The organism is Paenibacillus sp. A3M_27_13 (genome assembly GCF_024213315.1).
Classification (GTDB): domain Bacteria; phylum Bacillota; class Bacilli; order Paenibacillales; family Paenibacillaceae; genus Paenibacillus; species Paenibacillus polymyxa_B.
On record NZ_JANAVE010000003.1, the window covers coordinates 634,076 to 651,754 of the forward strand.

The following is a 17,679-nucleotide window of genomic DNA, read 5'->3' on the forward strand; positions in this document are numbered from 1 at the left end:
TAATGGGTAATATTGCTGCGATGTACCACTATGTACGTGAGAAGAAAGGATGGGGTGGGATTGTTCCCATGCATCCCCATGACTTTGAAGAACAGCTAGATTTAATTAGCAAGACACATCGAATTATCTCGTTAGACGAGATTGATAAGTCCAACTCGGAACCATGGTGTGTACTAACGTTTGATGATGGTACAAAAGACCAATATACGTTTGCTTTTGACATCTTGAAAAGAAAAGGAATTCCTGCATATTTTACAGTCATGTCTGGTCCACACCTCACAGGTAACGTTCCATTAGTTCATTTGGTACACACGGTGCTCTCCTTCAAATCCGATGAAGAGTTGTGGGAATTATTGAGTGGAACATATGATACGAGCGGTGTGGAAGAGGAGAGCCAAATCTATAAGTATGAACAGAAAAAACTCCGCAGATACAATAAATTTATGCTTAATTTTAAATTATCTGTTACGGAAGCAACTATCTTTCTCGAGTCTATTTTTCAGTCCTTGTTTCCCGATAAGCAAAAATTTATAAATGATTTTTATATAAGTACAGAAGAAATAGTTGAAATGAGCCAGGCAGGAATGACTATAGGTGTGCATGCTCATAATCATATTCCTTACAATGGCGATCCACAGGAATTTTATGATATTGAAATCGGCCCTTGTAAAGATTGGATGAAGAGTGTTTTAGGTATAAATCCGATCTGGTATACGCCTGCTTTTGGTGGTGGAGTTAACCAAAAGTTAATGTTGGACAAACTAACTCCAGTTCTAGTGAAGAATGGATTTGTTGGTGCTTTTAGTACAAGAGAAGGGGGGATTTCTGACAACAGAGAATTTTGGATGGATAGAATAGACTGTATACGTCTACCTCCCCTAGGGACGTCATCGTATTTGTGATCTGTGGGATGTGAATGGGAACGAACTACTGTGCACAGCAGATTGAATAGGTCTCGGGAATCCGTTATTGAGAGTGTGTTTACTTATAAATATACATATCCACATTCTAAAATGATAGAGAGTATTGGGGTTGGCTGAGGAAAAATTTGTATTGGACATAGTGGGTAATCGCCTTGATACGGAGCTAAACGATTCTTTTTTAACAGAACTAGACGATCTATATGAAATGTAATGACCATACCCCCTGTGATGCTTATTTAAACACAGTTCGATCTGGAGGCGGTACTTCTGCTGCCATTGGTTTGCGGCAAGGTCTACCCGTTTTTACATATGCCTTCGGAGCTGTTGCTCACATGACAGGAGGGTACTATCATATTAACAGTTTTGATGATGTAAAGACATCTATAAAAAATTGGGAAAATCCTGTATTTAGGGAACGCGAAAGATCTGTAGCGATAAATAGGGCGGATGAAATTTTTGACAGTGAAAAGGTTATGAGAGAAATTATAGAGACTATGACTAAATCACCACACTTTTATTAGGCTGCATGGGCTTCACCACATAATTTGCTGAAATGAGAGATGATAATGATAAATTTCAATGTACCGGCAATCGTAGGTAAAGAAGGAGAGTGTGTTGAAAAGTCATTTTCTAGTGGACATCTTTCGGGGGATGGAGAATTTACGCGTTTATGTGCAAACTGGTTTGAAAGAACTTTTGATGTAAAAAACATTAATAACGACTTCTTGTACACATGCTTTGGAGATGGCTGCTATTCTCTTGGATATTCAACAGGGTGATGAAATTATCATGCCTTCTTATACATTCGTATCCACCGCCAATGCCTTTGTTTTAAGAGGAGCTAAGATTGTATTCGTGGATATTCGACCTGATACTATGAATATTAATGAAGATCTTATAGAAAATGCGATCACAGATAAAACAAAAGCAATTGTCCCCGTGCTTATGCTGGAGTAGCTTGTGACATGGATAAAATTTTAGATTTGGCGAATAGATACAATTTGGCAGTTGTAGAGGATGCAGCACAAGAAATTCTTAGGAATATAAAGGAAGGAGATTGTAGACTGCGGAGGAGTAGTTGAGAAAATAACGCCGGAATCTATTGTGATTAACGGATATTATTTCTTCCGTAAGCAGTTTGAATTTAGAGTAGATGTGAAAAGGACTCCGCTGGTATGTAACCATTATGGAGTCCTTTGTTGTTTATTATTTAGTTGAATACTCACTTACTTCAAACGTAAGGATTTTGTTGAAGATTACGTAGTCTTTACGGTTGCTGAATGGACCTTTGTTGTTATTGTGCTTATCAATGGCAAAGAATGAAGCACCTCTACCAGCATCTTTAGCGTCATACCAAGTGATGAAGGCATTCAATTCTTTTTTACTCAGATCAAATTCATTATCAAATCCATTGTCCATGGTTACAGTCAGAATAGCTCGGTCGCCAGTTGGTTGTGCTGGTTCGGTCGGCTCAGTAGGTTTAGACGGATCAGGATTAGGACTTGGTGTTGGATCTGGTGTTGGCGTTGGATCAGGATTAGGCGTTGGATCTACAGGCACGGGGTCCACAGGAGTTGGGTTTATTAGATTGAATGGTTTTAAAGTTCCTTCAATGTCCACACCGTAGAAGAAAATATAGTTGGTACCATTATTTTTCAATTCGAATGAGTGTTCACCTGGACTTAAATCCGTTTTTTCAAACATCATTTTTTTCTGGTACACTTCAGGACCAGCAAAGTTAATTTTACCAACGACTTGACCATCGATTATAACATCAGTATTAGATGATCCAGATGACCATGTAGTGGATATATATCGGATTTTAGAACCGGTAAAATTAAATTTAATACCTGTATCCTTATTACCAATTGTAGAATTATAAGATTTTGAACTTGGATCCAGCGTCCATTTTCCACCTAAATAGGTTATCTCACTTGAGTCGTGATTATATCTTGTCCAACCTTGCTCGGGTTGCACTAATACTGACCCAATACTTGTAGCAGCAAAAGTGGGTGAAACGATAAATAATGCAAAAAACATGGAAAGTAAGAGTGGGATAAAAATCTTTTTCATTTATATTCTCCTTTGAGTTGATTTACTTACCAAGAATACAAAAGAACAAAAGGGATGTCTAAACATTAATGTCTATATATTCAAAATAAAGTTTAATAGTGGATTTAATTTTAGGACGTAATAAGGTCTGTCTTTGAATAACTGGCGGTAATTTATTATGTTGCGACAACATACGAGATACTTCGACATCTCTATCAACATAGTATAAAAGAGCTTAACTACTAATGGAGGTGTCATATGGTAAGAGGATTTGTATAGTGGATGCTAAAGTAACATTTGAGACTAGAATAGATACTAATGCACAAAATAAAAGTTCTCTTAGCGACGGAACATGACTTTCCTGTTATACAAAATAGGATGACTGGATTATTTGAAAATACTAGATATCCTTGTTATCCACATATTTTTGATATTGAAAAAGTGGATGAGTTATATAAACTAAAGCAGGCCGATTGAACAACTAGTAGTTTCAACACAAGGTCGAAATTACAATGCATTGAATTTATATATAAAGTGTGGTTACAGAATTCAAAAAATGGAAAGTTGGTATTATTGGACGAGGGATTCGAAAGAAGAGGTGCAATGAACCTTCCTAGCTTCCCCTGCCGACAGTGCTCTCTTTGTATGATGAGGGTGCTGATCAAGGCTCGTTCATAGATTCAACGTAAGATCGTCTAAGACGAAACCTTAGAATAAAGAATAATTAAGTGTGTTATAGAATTAGTACATCATCCATAGGAATTATTTTCAATCTATGAATAATTTTAAATATTCTGAGAAGGGATGATGTTTATGAAGTGGGGAAAATATCTTTCTGGAATTTTATTAGCTATTTTAGTTTTAAGTATGTCAATAGCTCCAGCCTCAGTTGAGGCCAGTTCATCAAGTACGACGGAGAAGGGGAGCCCTACGCCATTTTCGGTCAGTACGACTCAAATGCTGGAACCTACCAGCACGACTGAGGCTGTATATGGTGAGACTCTTAAAGTGAACAATCGCCGGGTTACATTAATGTCTAATTTCAATGTGAACGGTGACCTCATGAGTTTCACTGATTCTTTAACGACAACTGATCCAACAGATTTTTGGTTCTTTAACGTACCTACGGATAGAAGCATTCTGGCTCAGATCAAATCCAGTAATCCCAATTATAGATTTGACTTGTATTCGATTGATTGGAGCACGGGAACAGCAAGTTTGACGGGTTTTTGGAGGAAAGGCCTCTGAATTGAAGTTTGCTACAGACTTAAAAGCAGGGGACTGGGGACTTCGTGTTACCTCCACAGGAACGGTAGGTGAAAGCTATAGTATCCACATGAATGCGGCCTCGCCAGCGGATACACCGATTAATGGTAAGGCGGCCAAGCTAACATCCTACTCTAACAATTTGTTATATACGGTCATTAAGTATCCAAACGGAGATATTAAGGTGAATGGGACCCAAATTGCCAATACAACGGTGGCAAACCCGAATTTGGAATGGTCAAGAGAATTCAACTTTTCAAATTATGCAAGCTCTGATAATGCTGTTTTGATTGTTCTAAATGCAGATACGCTTTTTACCTATTTTGAATCTGCATATAGTTCTGGCAATCCACCGTATCACAGTTCCTCTTTTGTTGACACCAGTGGCAGAACTACGCCGAGACGCCTGGATTTTATTGATATGGCTGGAGATCCAGACATTCTTGTGTATGATCTGGATACAAAGAAAGTAATTGATTTTGTAAGTAACTTGAATTACTACTATGCAAAAGGAATTGAGCCCCAGCCAACGGTAGTTTACTATTATTAAGTAAAAAAGAAATAACAAAAATTTTCAGTGTTTTTTCCTAGGAGTTTCAAACATTCACAAAGAGTTTACTATACTTGTATAGTAAACTCTTTGCTTAATATACCATTTCAATCTATAGAAATAGATTGCTTTGTAAAATTGGAATAACTATGAATGAAAACATTATCAATTCCAATTGACAATGGATAACTTTGGGTGGTATAGTCGGAAATGTGGGCGAGAGCTTCACTTCATTTGATGACGAAGGGAATGTTAGTGCATGCAAGGTAAAGTAAAATGGTTTAACGCAGAAAAAGGTTATGGTTTCATTGAAACGTCTGACGGCGGCGACGTATTTGTACATTTTTCCGCAATTCAAACAGAAGGCTTCAAAACACTTGAAGAAGGACAAGACGTGGAGTTCGACATTGTCGAAGGCGCACGTGGACCACAAGCCGCTAACGTAACCAAATTATAATCATCCCCGGCATAGCCGACCTACATAATTGGTAAGATGGTTAGCAATGGATAACGCGCTAGCAACTGCCCTGGAAAATATTCCAGGGCTTTTTTATGTTTTCTAATTACATAAAAAAGCCCCTTACCCAGTGGTAAGGAGCTCGACACAATAGAACATTTACTCTAGAGAACCATCAAAGTCAGCCATCTCCACAAAAATGGTATTGGAGGAGGCAGATTGTTTCTCTACGCTTCCGTCTGGATAGCGGAATTGATAGCGCAGGATGACCTGGGCGATCAGATACGCGCGGAGCGCAGATTCGATGTCGAAAGAAAAGACGATAACGGCTTTGTGGTCTGGGTCAAGCCGACCTAACGGAATACCTTGGAGCAGGTTAGGATGCGGAAGCGGCACAGAATTCACGGTGACAGTTCGCAACAAAATGAAATCTTCGGCTGCAAATGGTGCAGTGAGCAAGAGTTCTTCCAGCGGAGTATTGCCGATGTTTTCCACATGGACGGTGAAGGACAGGGTATCTTCTTGCCCGACACGCAAAGCGCTGGAGCTAAGTGTAAGTTTAGGGATGGCTGCAATAACGGTCACGCCGACGGTGTTGGTTTGGGTTGTTTCCTGGATGGTCTCTCCTCCACTACGACGTGAGGTATATTCGATGGTGGCTTGGTTGCTGAATGTTCCCTCTGTTGGTGCTTCACGAATTTGTGCCTGGAGCGTAAGGGTGAGCGTCTCCCCTGGTGCAATATCCGGAAGCGTGATACCTGCGGCGGGATTAGCGCCTGGCTGTGCTTTTTCTTGGATAGTTAGGCTGTTGGGTACATAAATGAGTCCATGCGGCAACGGGTCTGTGAACAGCGGATACTGTGCTGGAATTCCTCCTTTGTTTGTAATCTGAATGGTGAAGGTGAGTATGTCTCCTACAGAGGCATCCGTGGTATTCACTTTTTTAACTAATTCGAGCAGTGGGAATACAACTGGGATGGTAACGGTATTCGTAGTCAATGTCCCTGATACGATTCTTCCTCCAGGTAACGTAAACGAGTAGGCAAAGGCAGCTTGATTTACGATGTAGCCAGATGGAGGCGTCTCCGATACGGTCACTTGATAAGTCAGTGTCAATGACTGTCCAGGTTCCACAGACCCCAGACTAACACCGACAGCAGGATCGGTTCCCAACAGTGATTGACCGTTCAACTGTATGCTGTCAGGAATCAATAGAGTCCCGGCAGGAATGAAATTTTGCAGTGTAACTTCGGATGTTACGTTGCCAAAGTTGTTGAGCAGTACCGTATAAGTAAGGCTTTCTCCTGCGATGGCCTCCGTATTTTCCGTAGAGATACTTGCGGCAAGCTGTGGATCAAAAACAGTTATAGTCACGGTGTTGCTGGTAACCTCGCTCGCACCCTCATTGCCAGCATAATGGAGCCGTACGCTATTGTTTAGACGTCCTCCGAGAGGCAGAGACTGAACGTTCACGCTGTAGGATACATCCATTGTCTGTCCCGCCTGTAAGCTGCCGATAAATAATGGTTCACCTGGCTTGCTAGAAGCAGGTGGAGAACCGTTAATTTTCAAGCTGTCCGGGTTTATGATGGTTCCATTCGGTACGTAATCGGCTAACACTACATCGGTAATGACTGAGCCTGCATCATTAACAAGAGTCAGCTGATAAGGCACAGCATCGCCTAATGCGACAGTAGATACTGTTGTGCGTAGCACAGCTGACAAGGCTCCTTTAGCAGTAGGGGCTACTTTAACCGAGATAGAAGGTGAAGCAGTTACCAGATTCGTGCTTCGTCCGTCCGGCAGCTGGTAGGAGTAAGCCAGTGAAGCTTGATTCACCAGTGTGCCAGACTCGGAGGCACGAACGACAAGCGCGGAGAAGACGGAAGTCGTTTTTTCTCCTGGTGCGATGGTACCTAGGGCAATGCCTTGCCCTGGACTGACCCCATATTGAGGGATTCCATTAACCGAAACAGAGCCGGGAACAAAAGAAAGCTCCGATGGCAATGAGTCCGTTAACAAGCCAAACGCACCGATATTTCCCGTATTTTCTGCGACGATGGAATAGGTGATGCTTTGGCCTGGCTGTACGCTCTCCGTGCTGGCTATTTTCGTCAGTTTCACCACAGGCTGAAGTAAGGCAATGGTGACAGCATTGGACAAAACGGCACTCGCTTCTTCACCATTTGAGAGTAACAAACGCGCCTGGTTCGTACGTGGTCCTGGCTGTTCTGTCGCTGTGATACGGACATCAAAGGATATGACAGTCTTGGTATTCGCTTCTAACGGTGGCAAAGATATGCCAGTGCCAGGATCGCTTTCTACCACCGTAGATCCATTAATCTGAACTGAACCTGTAATAAACTCGATGTCCTCTGGCAAAGTATCCAGCAAACGGGCATCTTGCACGGTATTCGTATCCTCGTTGAGGATCACGAGTTCATACGTCAAGGTATCGCCAGTAGTGGCGAAAGGTGAGCTTACGCTTTTACTTAATGTGATGTCTAGCGGTGACACGGCAACCTCAACAATGTTGGATAAATGGAAACCGCCTGCCTCTCGCCCATCTGGTGCATTAAAGCGATAGTCTACCTCAGCCTGATCGACCAGTAATACGGTTGCAGGGATGGAAGATACCAGCACTTGGAAAGTGACGGTTGCCGATTGTCCTGGTGGTATGGCTGGAGTCGGGATGCCGGAAACTGGGCTTGCACCGGGAGCTGCAATGCCGTTAATCGAGACTGTGTTCGGAAGGAATACAGAGCCGTCCGGAATATTGTCACTTACAGTAGTTGAGGCTGCAATGTTACCCGTGTTGGATACGACAATCGTGTAAGTGATGATGTCTCCGACTGTGGCATTATTGGTATTGCTTGTTTTGACTGCTGTCAGGATCGGCTGGAAGACCGGAATGGTTATTACATTAGATGTTGAGCTACCAGTAAATGCCCCGCTAGTAAAGCTAACGGATGCCTGATTGTTTAATTGTGCCGGTGTGGGCAAGAAATCGACTCGAACCTGGAACGTAACAGTAGTAACAGCTCCTGGAGCGAGTGTACCGATGGCAATACCAAATCCAGGATTTCCATCAGGGAAGGAAGTTCCGTTTATGGTAACACTGCCATTTACAAAGGAGCTTCCCGCCGCAATCATATCTGAAACCACTATATTATTGGCTGTACTGATCCCATTGTTGGAGACAGCCAGTGTGTAGGTGATGATATCGCCAATAATGGCGTCGGTAGCCGCCGTTCCTTTGACAATGCTAACGTCTGGTGAGGATACAGAGATACTAACTGAATTGGATACCGCAGATCCGGATACAGTTCTGCCATCTGGTGGTTGGAAAGTGAATGAGCCTGATGCCTGATCGACCAGTACCTGTGGATTAGGCAGTGTATTGATAATGGTTTGGAACGTTACGGATACCGTTCCGCCTGGCAACACGGATCCAACTGGAACGCCAGTTTCGATGGATAATCCAGGTTGCGGACTGCCAGCTATGCTGACACTGTTGGCAAGGAAAGTCGATCCGGCCGGGATGTTATCGCTGATGGTAAGCGCTGCTGCAATATTGCCGCTATTCACGGCTGTAATCGTGTAGGTCAGTGTATCGCCGACGGAGGCGTTAAGAGTGCTGGATGCTTTAGTAATTGCAATTAACGGTTGGAACACAGGTACGATGAGTGGATCGGAAAAGGCAGTCCCAGTGAACGTTCCGCTAGTAAACGTGACGGCTGCAATATCTGTGAGCAGTGGTGGCTGCGGCAAAGACTGGACAGTTGTCTGGAAACTGACAACGAATGTATTTCCAGGTGCGACGTTTCCGATGGCAATTCCAGCAACCGGAGAGGCATTAGGGAAGGCTACTCCGTCGATTAGGACACTGCCCGGAACGAAGGAGGTACCTGCAGGAATTGTATCGATTACAACAGTATCTGTGACTGAATCCACGCCACTATTCGTGATGCTCAGTGTATATCTGATCGTATCTCCGACTACAGCGGCTGCCAGGCTGGATGTTTTAATCACCTGAATATTAGGTGCAGACACAGCAACGTTGACTGTATTCGATGTGACAGAACCGCTCAGTACTCTACCGTCAGGTGGTGAGTAGGTAAAGTCCGCTTGCCCTTGGTCGGTCAATATAGGCGGAGTTGGCAGAGACGAGACGATGGTTTGGAAACTCACTGTAATACTGCCTGAAGGGGCCAGTGATCCGAGCGTTATGCCTGTAACTGGCGAAGCTCCCGGGACAAGGATGCCGTTAACGACTACGCTGTTAGGCAGTAGTTCAGAACCTGCGGGGATGTTATCTGACAGCACAGGTATAACGGCAATATTTCCGGTATTAGTTAGCGTCAGGGTATAGACCAATGTTGATCCGATCTGTGTGTTGACGGTATTGACGGTTTTGGTCAGGCCGATGATCGGCTGATAAACAGGCAAGGTAACCGGATCGGATTGCGAAGACGTGGTCAACGCGCCTGAAGTAAAGCTAACGGTCGCTTGATTGGTTATTTGCGGCGGCTGCGGCAGACTAACGACGGAGACCTGGAATGTAACTGCTGCCGAACCACCTACTGCAATGGTGCCTACAGGGATACCGGAGCTTGGTGACGCAGCAGGTACAGAAGTTCCATTTACGGTTACGCTACCCGGAACAAAGCTGGTGCCGGGCGGCAGCTGATCAGATACAACGGCATTGACGACTTGACTGATTCCGTTATTCGTAGCAATCACAGTATACGTAATGGTATCTCCGACTACGGCATCTGTAGCGGATGCTGTTTTGATAACGTCCACATCTGGCGAAGAGACCGAGACGGTCACGGACGGAGATACTGCACTTCCAGTCAGGACACGACCATCTGGAGGTTGATAGCTGTAAGCTGCGGTCGCCTGATTGACCAATGTACCTGATGCGGGCAGTGAGGTAATGACTGCCTGAAAGGTCAGAGTGACAGTCGTAGCTGCACCTATGATACCTAATGGAATCCCAACACTTGGATCTGAGCCAGGTGCGGCGGTGCCATTGATCACTACACTATTAGGGATAAAGGCAGCCCCTGCCGGGATGGGATCACTAAGGACGGTATCTGCACCGATGTTTCCAGAGTTTGTAACGGAGAATGTATAGGTTACCGTATCTCCAACCGTAGCTCTTCCCGTTCCCGCGCTTTTAGTTACAGTGACGATCGGTTGATACACAGGGATGGTAACGGGATTGGATACCGAAAATCCATTAAATGCACCTGAAGTAAAGCTTACGGTCGCCTCATTGGTAATGGACGCTGGCGACGGCAGAGATTGTACGTTAAGCAAAAAGCGAATGGTAGCTCCGCCACCAGCTCCAAGCGTTCCGACAGGAATACCGTTTTGTGGGTTGGCTGTAACAACAGGCGTACCATTAATTGTAACGCTGCCCGGGACAAAGGCGGTTCCAAAAGGAATGGTATCCGTGACGATTACGCTAGTAACAGGATCGAGTCCGTTATTGAACGCAGTTATGACATAGGGGACAGAATCACCCACGACAGCGACAGCCACATCAGCTGCCTTCGTGACTGTTACATTCGGTGACGAGATCGGAATGGATACAGGCAGGGCCGCTCCGCTTCCGCTCAGCGTTCGTCCATCGGGCAATTGGAACGTGTAGCTCACAGTGGCCTGGTTGGTTAGTATGGAGCCAGGTGGTACTGATATGACCACGGCGCTAAACGAGACGGTTACCGTCGCACCTGGGGCGACCGAACCGATATTAATGCCTGTAATCGGGTCTGCTCCGGGAATGGGCGAACCGTTGACCAGTACGCTATTTTGATTCAGACTAAGCGAGCTGGACAACAGATCAAGCACGACCGTTTCTGCGGGCGCGTTGCCGGTATTGGTTACAGTGATGAAAAAGCCAAGTGTATTCCCTACGGTTGCACGATCTGCACTGAGGGTATTGGTCACATTCAAGATTGGCTGAAATACAGGCAGGCTGACCTGATTCGAGGCGGATTGACCTGCGAAAGCCCCGGAATTAAAGGAGACCGTTGCCTGATCCGTTGACAAACCTGACGCTGGCAAGGATGTTACCGTTGCCTGGAAGGTGACCGTTACTGAGCTGGCAGTAGGGATAGTGCCTACGGATACGCCTGTGGCGATGTTGGCTCCCGGTATAGTGACACCATTGACTTGTACGGAGTTAGGTATAAAAGTAGTGCCATCAGCAATCGGGTCGATAAAGACAGTTCCCGTTACGGGTGTAATACCGCTATTTACTGCGTTAATGGTATACGTAATGGTATCGCCGAAGGCTACAGAGGTCTGATTGACCGTTTTGGTCACGGTGACATTCGGATTGGATACGGGAATGAACACCGGATTCGATTGTGCGCTTCCATTTAATGTGCGACCGTCAGGTGGCTGGAAGGTGAATGTGGCCGAACCTTGATTTAACAGACCCAGGCCAGCAGGGACAGCGTTAATGACCACTTGAAAGGTAAGGGCGACAGAAGCCCCCGCTGCAATGTTTCCGACCAATACCCCTGATTGGGGATTGGCTCCAGCAACAGGCAGACCGTTCACGGTGACGCTATTCGGTATAAAGGAGGAACCAGATGGAATAGCATCGGTGAATGTGGCGGTCGCTGCTAGATTACCTGTATTTTGAGCAGTGAGTGTATAGACTACGGTGTCGCCTACCGTTGCTTGACTCGTATTTGCAGTTTTAACAAGACTGACAATAGGCTGGTAAACAGGGATGACAACAGTGTTGGAGAGTGATGTGAAATTCAGTGTACCGCTGGTAAAAGAAACTGTAGCCTGATCACTCAGCTGAGGTGGGTCAGGCAGGCTGTTGACAGATACGGAAAAGGTGACGGTTGTTGACGCACCAGCAGCGATGGAACCGATTGGAATCCCCGTTAAGGGGCTGGCTGACGGCAATGTCGTTCCATTTACGATAACCGAGCCAGGAATAAAAGTGGAGCCCGACGGGATCGTATCGTTTACCCGAACATCCGTCACGGTTTGGACTCCGCTATTGGTAGCTGTAATGGTATAGGTTATCGTATCCCCAGGAACGGCATCAGCTACCGAGGCGCTTTTGCTTACCTGTACATTGGGTGACGATACAGGAATTGTGACAATATTGGACGAAACATTGCCGTTAACAATCCGGCCATCCGGCGGTTGAAAGGAAAAGCTGATATTCGCCTGGTCGGTGAGTTGGGGAGGTAAAGGCACGGAAGTAATCACCACCTGAAAAGTTGTTTGAGTCACGGCTCCAGGTGCAATGGAGCCAATAGACAGACCTGCTTCGGGACTGGCACCGGGAACAGGAACACCGTTGACGACCACACTGTTCGGTACCAGTGCTGAGCCTGCGGGGATATTGTCTGTCAATGTGGCAGCAGCTGCAATATTACCGCTGTTGGTTACTGCCACAGAGTACGTTACGATGTTCCCGACTGTGGCTGATATAGGTTCTGCGGTTTTGCTTACGCTTAATACCGGAGCGTTCAAAGCCACTGTCACTGGGTTAGATACTGATACGCCTGAAAAAGCACCGCTGGTGTAGCTGGCACGCGATTGATTGGTGAGCTGCGGCGGACTTGGTAATGGAGAGGATACCGTTACCCTGAAAGTGATTGTAGCTCCCCCTCCAGCGGCAATGCTCCCAATTACGATACCTAAAGACGGATCTCCACTGGCTATTGTGGAGCCATTCAGCGTTACGCTACCGGCAGTGAATTGAGAGCCGGCCGGGATAGGATCGGAAACGACCACATTGCCCACGGTCTGGATTCCGTTGTTGAGTACGGTCAGGGTGTATAACACCGAATCACCCGGAATGGCGGTGAAACGGTCTGCAGTCTTCAAAATGGACACATTCGGCGCAGACACGGGAATGGATAACACGTTGGACGGTGTGCTATCTGTTCGCACTCGCCCATCGGGCAAGGTAAAGGAAATGGCGGCGGTGGCCTGGTCTGTCAGTTGGGATGGTGTTGGAAGGGTAGCCACTATAGTTTGGAATGTCAGTGTGATAGGGCTTTGCGGCGACACGGTTCCGATGAAAATACCTGCTGCTGGACTGGCTCCGGGCTGACTAACGCCATTGATTACCACGCTGTTCTCCATAAATGTGGACCCGGCAGGAATAGCATCTGTCAGCGTTACAGAAGCATTATAGTTGCCGCTGTTCGTGACCAGCAATGTGTACAGAATCGTGTCGCCTATCGTTGCTGCTGTTGTATTTGCAGATTTGGCCACACTGATGCGAGGCTGATAAACCGGCACAGAGACGGTATTTGTCTGGGATGTTCCGGTAAAAGCACCACTGGTGAAGCTGACACTGGCTGTGTTTTGCAGCGGCTGCACGGATGGAACGGCATTGACCAGCACAGCATAGGACACCTGCACGGATGCGCCTGCGCCAATGGTGCCGACTGGAATGCCACTTCTTGGGTCGGCTGTGCTCACAGGTGAACCACCGACGGTTACGCTTCCAGGTACAAATGACACGCTGCCGGGGAGTGGATCGGTAATTACGGTGTTTGTGATGGGGTCAATTCCGTTATTAACGGCGTTCACGCTGTAGGTCAGCGTTTCGCCAACACTAACGGATGTGAATCCCGCAGACTTGGTTACTGCTACGTTGGGAAGAGAAATCGATACGGAAACAATATTGGAGAGAAGCGAGCCTGACAGGGTTCTTCCGTCTTGCAACTGATATGAATATTGGAGCAGGCCCTGATCGTTTAATCCACCCCCGGGTGGTAGCGAATCCACTGTCGTCCGGAATGAGACTGTAATTTGTGCACCAGGGTTTACGGTGCCTACTGAAATTCCCGTATTAGGATTGGCGCCTGGCACTGAGGACCCGCCGACAATGACGCTTCCGGGAATAAAGGTGGAGCCTGTCGGTACAGTTTCCGTCAAGGTCGTGTTTAATACGGCTGTTCCGGTATTAGCGATGAGAAATGAATAAGTAATCGTCCCGCCAACGCTGGCACGGTTGGAGCTGGCGCTTTTGGTAATCGTCGGCGCTGCAATAACGACAGGTATGGTTACAAGATTGGACAATGATGATCCGGTAAAGGCCCCGGAAGTGAAGCTGACAGTTGCACGATTGTTGATCTGTGCAGGAGAAGGCAGAGAATTAATGGCTGCCCGAAATACAACCGTAACCGATGCGCCTGGAGCTAAAGTGCCGATCGGAATACCGTTCACAGGTGTAGCAGTCGCAGAAGCAGTTCCGTTCACGGTGACGCTACCAGGTACAAAGGCAACTCCGCTTGGCAGCGGATCGGTAACGACTACATTGGTCACATTGGCGATTCCGTTGTTTGTGGCGGTTATGGTAAATTGAACAGTCTCTCCGACTGCGGCTGCCGCCAGGGAAGAGGCTTTTGTCACGGTCACATTTGGTGAGGATACGGGAATGGTGAGCGTGTTGGACGGCCCGCTTCCGTTCAATATACGTCCGTCAGGCGGTGTGAAGGTATACGTGTAAGCCGCCTGATCGGTCAAATTACCAGAGGCGGGAACCGCGTTGACGAGGGCCTGGAAGGTCACGGGTATAGTAGCACCTGTATTAATCGTTCCTACTGAAAAACCAGTAGCGGGATTGGCAGCAGGCACGGAAGAACCACCAATGGTCACACTGCCCGGTATGAAGGATGATCCGGCGGGAATGCTCTCCGAAAAGCTGAGATTTGCAGCAATGCTGCCCGTGTTGGATATCTGAAACGTGTACGTAATCGTATCTCCAACTGTAGCAGCCGTTGTATTGGCACTTTTAACAATTCCAATAACAGGTTGGTAGATTGGTGTACTGGCAGTGTTGGACGGAACGTTGCCAGAAATGACAGGTCCTCCAGGCACGGTTTGGAAGGAAAAGGATGCCGATGCTTGATTGCCCAGCTGGGTGTTTGCTGGCAATGAAGTGACGGTTGCACGGAATGTAATGGTCACCGTGGAAGCAGGAGCTACACTGCCCACTGTGATACCTGTAGCGGGATTGGCTGTTGGCTGGGCTGTGCCCGCGACAACAACACTGCCGGGTACGAAGGTAGCCCCAGCTGGTATGGTATCGGTAAGTACTGTGTTGGAAGCACTGACGAGCCCCGTATTCGAAATGTTAACTGTATAGGTCACTGTATCGCCAATAACCAAGCCTGTAGAGCTGGCAGTTTTGGTCAGGGTCACCAGTGGAGCATTGATATCAATTTGAATGGCATTGGCATTTACAGTGTAAATGTCACCATTTGTTGTCAGCTGGAGGACACCTGTGGTTTGGCTATTGAGCAGCGTGGAGGAAATATCGACATTGGTAATGTCCCAACCTTGCCGTCCACCCGTGACCTGCGTTCCAGGTGCTCCATTCACGGCATTAGTTGTACCGAAGGTCCCCGTCGTGACCAATGTACCGTCGTCTCCGTTAATTTGGGAAGCGAAAAAATTAGTCGAAAAATTATTAGGCCCAGACAGCGCAGTCAAACTCGATGTGGTAGGTCCAAACAACGCACGGTCACCCGTAATGTCCACGTCACCCTCTTGGGCGCTAATCAGCGCCCTACCACGCAAAGTCCCCTGCACAGGTGTGGCAAAGCCGCTCACCACTACATTGACCGAGCCTGTAGCGGTACTGACCCCTTCACCACCAACACGTAGCGACAGGTTGCGGAAGGGCAGAGACGGGTTATTGTACACCACAGCCAGCGTCCAGCCGGCATGGTTGGTGTTGGTGGAATCGGGAACCGTGATGGTGCCCGTCACATTTCCGACCGTATACGCACCAGCGCCACCTTGAATGACCAGATTTGTGACATTCGCTGTTCTCACATAGGTACTGAGACTGGTGACGTTGACTGATGTTGCAGATTCAGGACTGACCGTAGTAGATAAAGCAGGTGTCTGAAATGTGACAGGGTTGCTGGTGCTGGACAATACATTGGTACTGCCGTTGGCATAACTTCCTCCCCAAATAAGCTCAGCATACAGCACCGTACTGCCCGCAGGGAGCACAAGGAATGCTGTCGATGAGTTACTGGTAAAGGTAGAAGTCGTGCCAAATGGATACGTACCGAAGCGAGAGGCTGTATTAGTTGTGATGAACGCGCCAATGCTGGTCGCTGTTCCCGGCACTCCTACCGAATTAGAGCGTGCCAGCCCAAGTGTATTCCCTATAAAGGTGACAGCCCCCGTCTGGTTCGTTACGTAACGCTGAATAAAAGCCATGGATTAGCTTCCTACTTTCCATCTCTTCCAAATCCGTTATCTTAGGATTTTCGTATAGGAAGAGCCAGCTAGGCTGGGTGTAATAATCCTTTCGTATAAATTGCCTGCGTTATAACCAGGCCTTGCATATCGCACAAGCCCATGTACCTAATCCAGCGGGAAAAGGTCACCCCCTTTTCGATAAAATAGCTTAGCATGAAGCCCAAAATAGTTGTTTGTCATGACGTCAGCGGGGCAATATTTATATATGCACTCATTATTCACATATGTATGCAAGTCAATTTTAAACATACCTGTTTTCAAAGAATGACGTTATCGGAAGCGTTTTAGCGAAAAAAGAAGAATTTTGTAAAATAGCTTCGAAATGCTGGTCTCTTTTTTTACTTGGCGTTAACATATGTGCTATACTGAAGGAGCAAAGGAGGCGTGCCCTATGAACTTAACAGTACGAGGTCAACAGATCGAGGTTACCGACGCTTTGAAGGACTACGTTGATAAGAAATTCAGCAGACTTGAAAAGTATTTCGATGCACCCCCGACGTCTGATGGAAGTGTAACGTTAAGCACAACCAGAGATTTGCACACTGTAGAAGTAACCATTCCTTTGCCGGGGCTTGTACTCCGTGCCGAAGACGAGAGCGATGACATGTATTCATCCATTGATGCCGTGGTAGACAAGCTTGAACGGCAAATTCGCAAGCACAAAACCAAGCTAAACCGTAAATTCCGTCAGGAAGGCAGTTTGAAAACCCTTTTTGTGGAAGATCCGGCAGGTGGCGTGGCTGTTGCTGAAGATGAGGATGTAGAACTGGATGAGCTGGAAGTCGTCCGCACCAAGCGTTTCTTATTGAAACCTATGGATGTGGAAGAAGCTATTCTTCAAATGAACATGGTTGGACATAATTTCTTTGTGTTTTCCAATATTGACAACGAAGAAGTTAACGTAGTTTACAAGCGCAATGATGGTAAATACGGTCTGATCGAACGGGAATAGCCTATGAAGTAGGAACTTTTCACATTTTAAAATGAATAGAACGATTTCGATTGAAGCATGCTTCATGGATATTAGGAAAATGAAAACAACACGAGCCTTATCCTTGCGAACCTGGCGGGATAGGGCTCTTTTATATGTTTTTTTGTAAATGTAAGGAAATTTTAACTTGGATAAGCGTAACTAAGTTGTGTATTTCGTGCGT

At 46.4% G+C, this 17,679-nt stretch carries 8 protein-coding genes and 1 pseudogene; 7 read left to right on the forward strand and 2 right to left on the reverse strand.

Annotated elements, in window-relative coordinates; all coding sequences use genetic code 11:
- Positions 1-2: 2 nt before the first annotated feature.
- The 3 genes and pseudogenes from NLX82_RS15840 to NLX82_RS15850 all read left to right on the forward strand — a co-directional run bounded on the left by NLX82_RS15840 (position 3) and on the right by NLX82_RS15850 (position 2,005).
- Positions 3-902 (forward strand): polysaccharide deacetylase family protein, encoded by a 900-nt coding sequence (locus NLX82_RS15840; protein ID WP_053326231.1) that lies wholly within the window; start codon positions 3-5, stop codon positions 900-902.
- 221 nt (positions 903-1,123) lie between these two features.
- Positions 1,124-1,444: a hypothetical protein gene (locus tag NLX82_RS15845; protein ID WP_254348532.1), complete on the forward strand. Its 321-nt coding sequence runs from the start codon at positions 1,124-1,126 to the stop codon at positions 1,442-1,444.
- Positions 1,445-1,667: 223 nt separating this feature from the next.
- Positions 1,668-2,005, forward strand: a pseudogene (locus NLX82_RS15850) (aminotransferase class I/II-fold pyridoxal phosphate-dependent enzyme).
- Between the two features lie 124 nt (positions 2,006-2,129).
- Here NLX82_RS15850 and NLX82_RS15855 read toward each other — a convergent pair.
- A complete protein-coding gene (locus NLX82_RS15855) occupies positions 2,130-2,996 on the reverse strand; it encodes a hypothetical protein (protein WP_075154848.1) in 867 nt (288 codons plus the stop codon).
- A 792-nt stretch (positions 2,997-3,788) separates the two neighbouring features.
- Here NLX82_RS15855 and NLX82_RS15860 point away from each other — a divergent pair.
- The 3 genes from NLX82_RS15860 (at position 3,789) to NLX82_RS15870 (ending at position 5,248) form a co-directional block, all read left to right on the forward strand.
- The gene (locus tag NLX82_RS15860; RefSeq protein ID WP_226887713.1) at positions 3,789-4,223 is read left to right on the forward strand and encodes a hypothetical protein; all 435 of its coding nucleotides are present in this window, start codon (positions 3,789-3,791) and stop codon (positions 4,221-4,223) included.
- Between the two features lies 1 nt (position 4,224).
- On the forward strand, positions 4,225-4,791 hold the full coding sequence (locus tag NLX82_RS15865) for a hypothetical protein (protein WP_226887712.1): 567 nt from the start codon (positions 4,225-4,227) through the stop codon (positions 4,789-4,791).
- Between the two features lie 259 nt (positions 4,792-5,050).
- On the forward strand, positions 5,051-5,248 hold the full coding sequence (locus tag NLX82_RS15870) for a cold shock domain-containing protein (protein ID WP_013312263.1): 198 nt from the start codon (positions 5,051-5,053) through the stop codon (positions 5,246-5,248).
- 159 nt (positions 5,249-5,407) lie between these two features.
- Here the strand turns inward: NLX82_RS15870 and NLX82_RS15875 are convergent, their stop codons facing one another.
- Positions 5,408-16,483: a DUF7507 domain-containing protein gene (locus NLX82_RS15875; protein WP_254348533.1), complete on the reverse strand. Its 11,076-nt coding sequence runs from the start codon at positions 16,481-16,483 to the stop codon at positions 5,408-5,410.
- 433 nt (positions 16,484-16,916) lie between these two features.
- On the opposite strand from NLX82_RS15875, the gene hpf reads away from it, so the two are divergent.
- On the forward strand, positions 16,917-17,477 hold the full coding sequence (gene hpf, locus NLX82_RS15880; protein WP_023990642.1) for a ribosome hibernation-promoting factor, HPF/YfiA family: 561 nt from the start codon (positions 16,917-16,919) through the stop codon (positions 17,475-17,477).
- Positions 17,478-17,679: the final 202 nt, after the last annotated feature.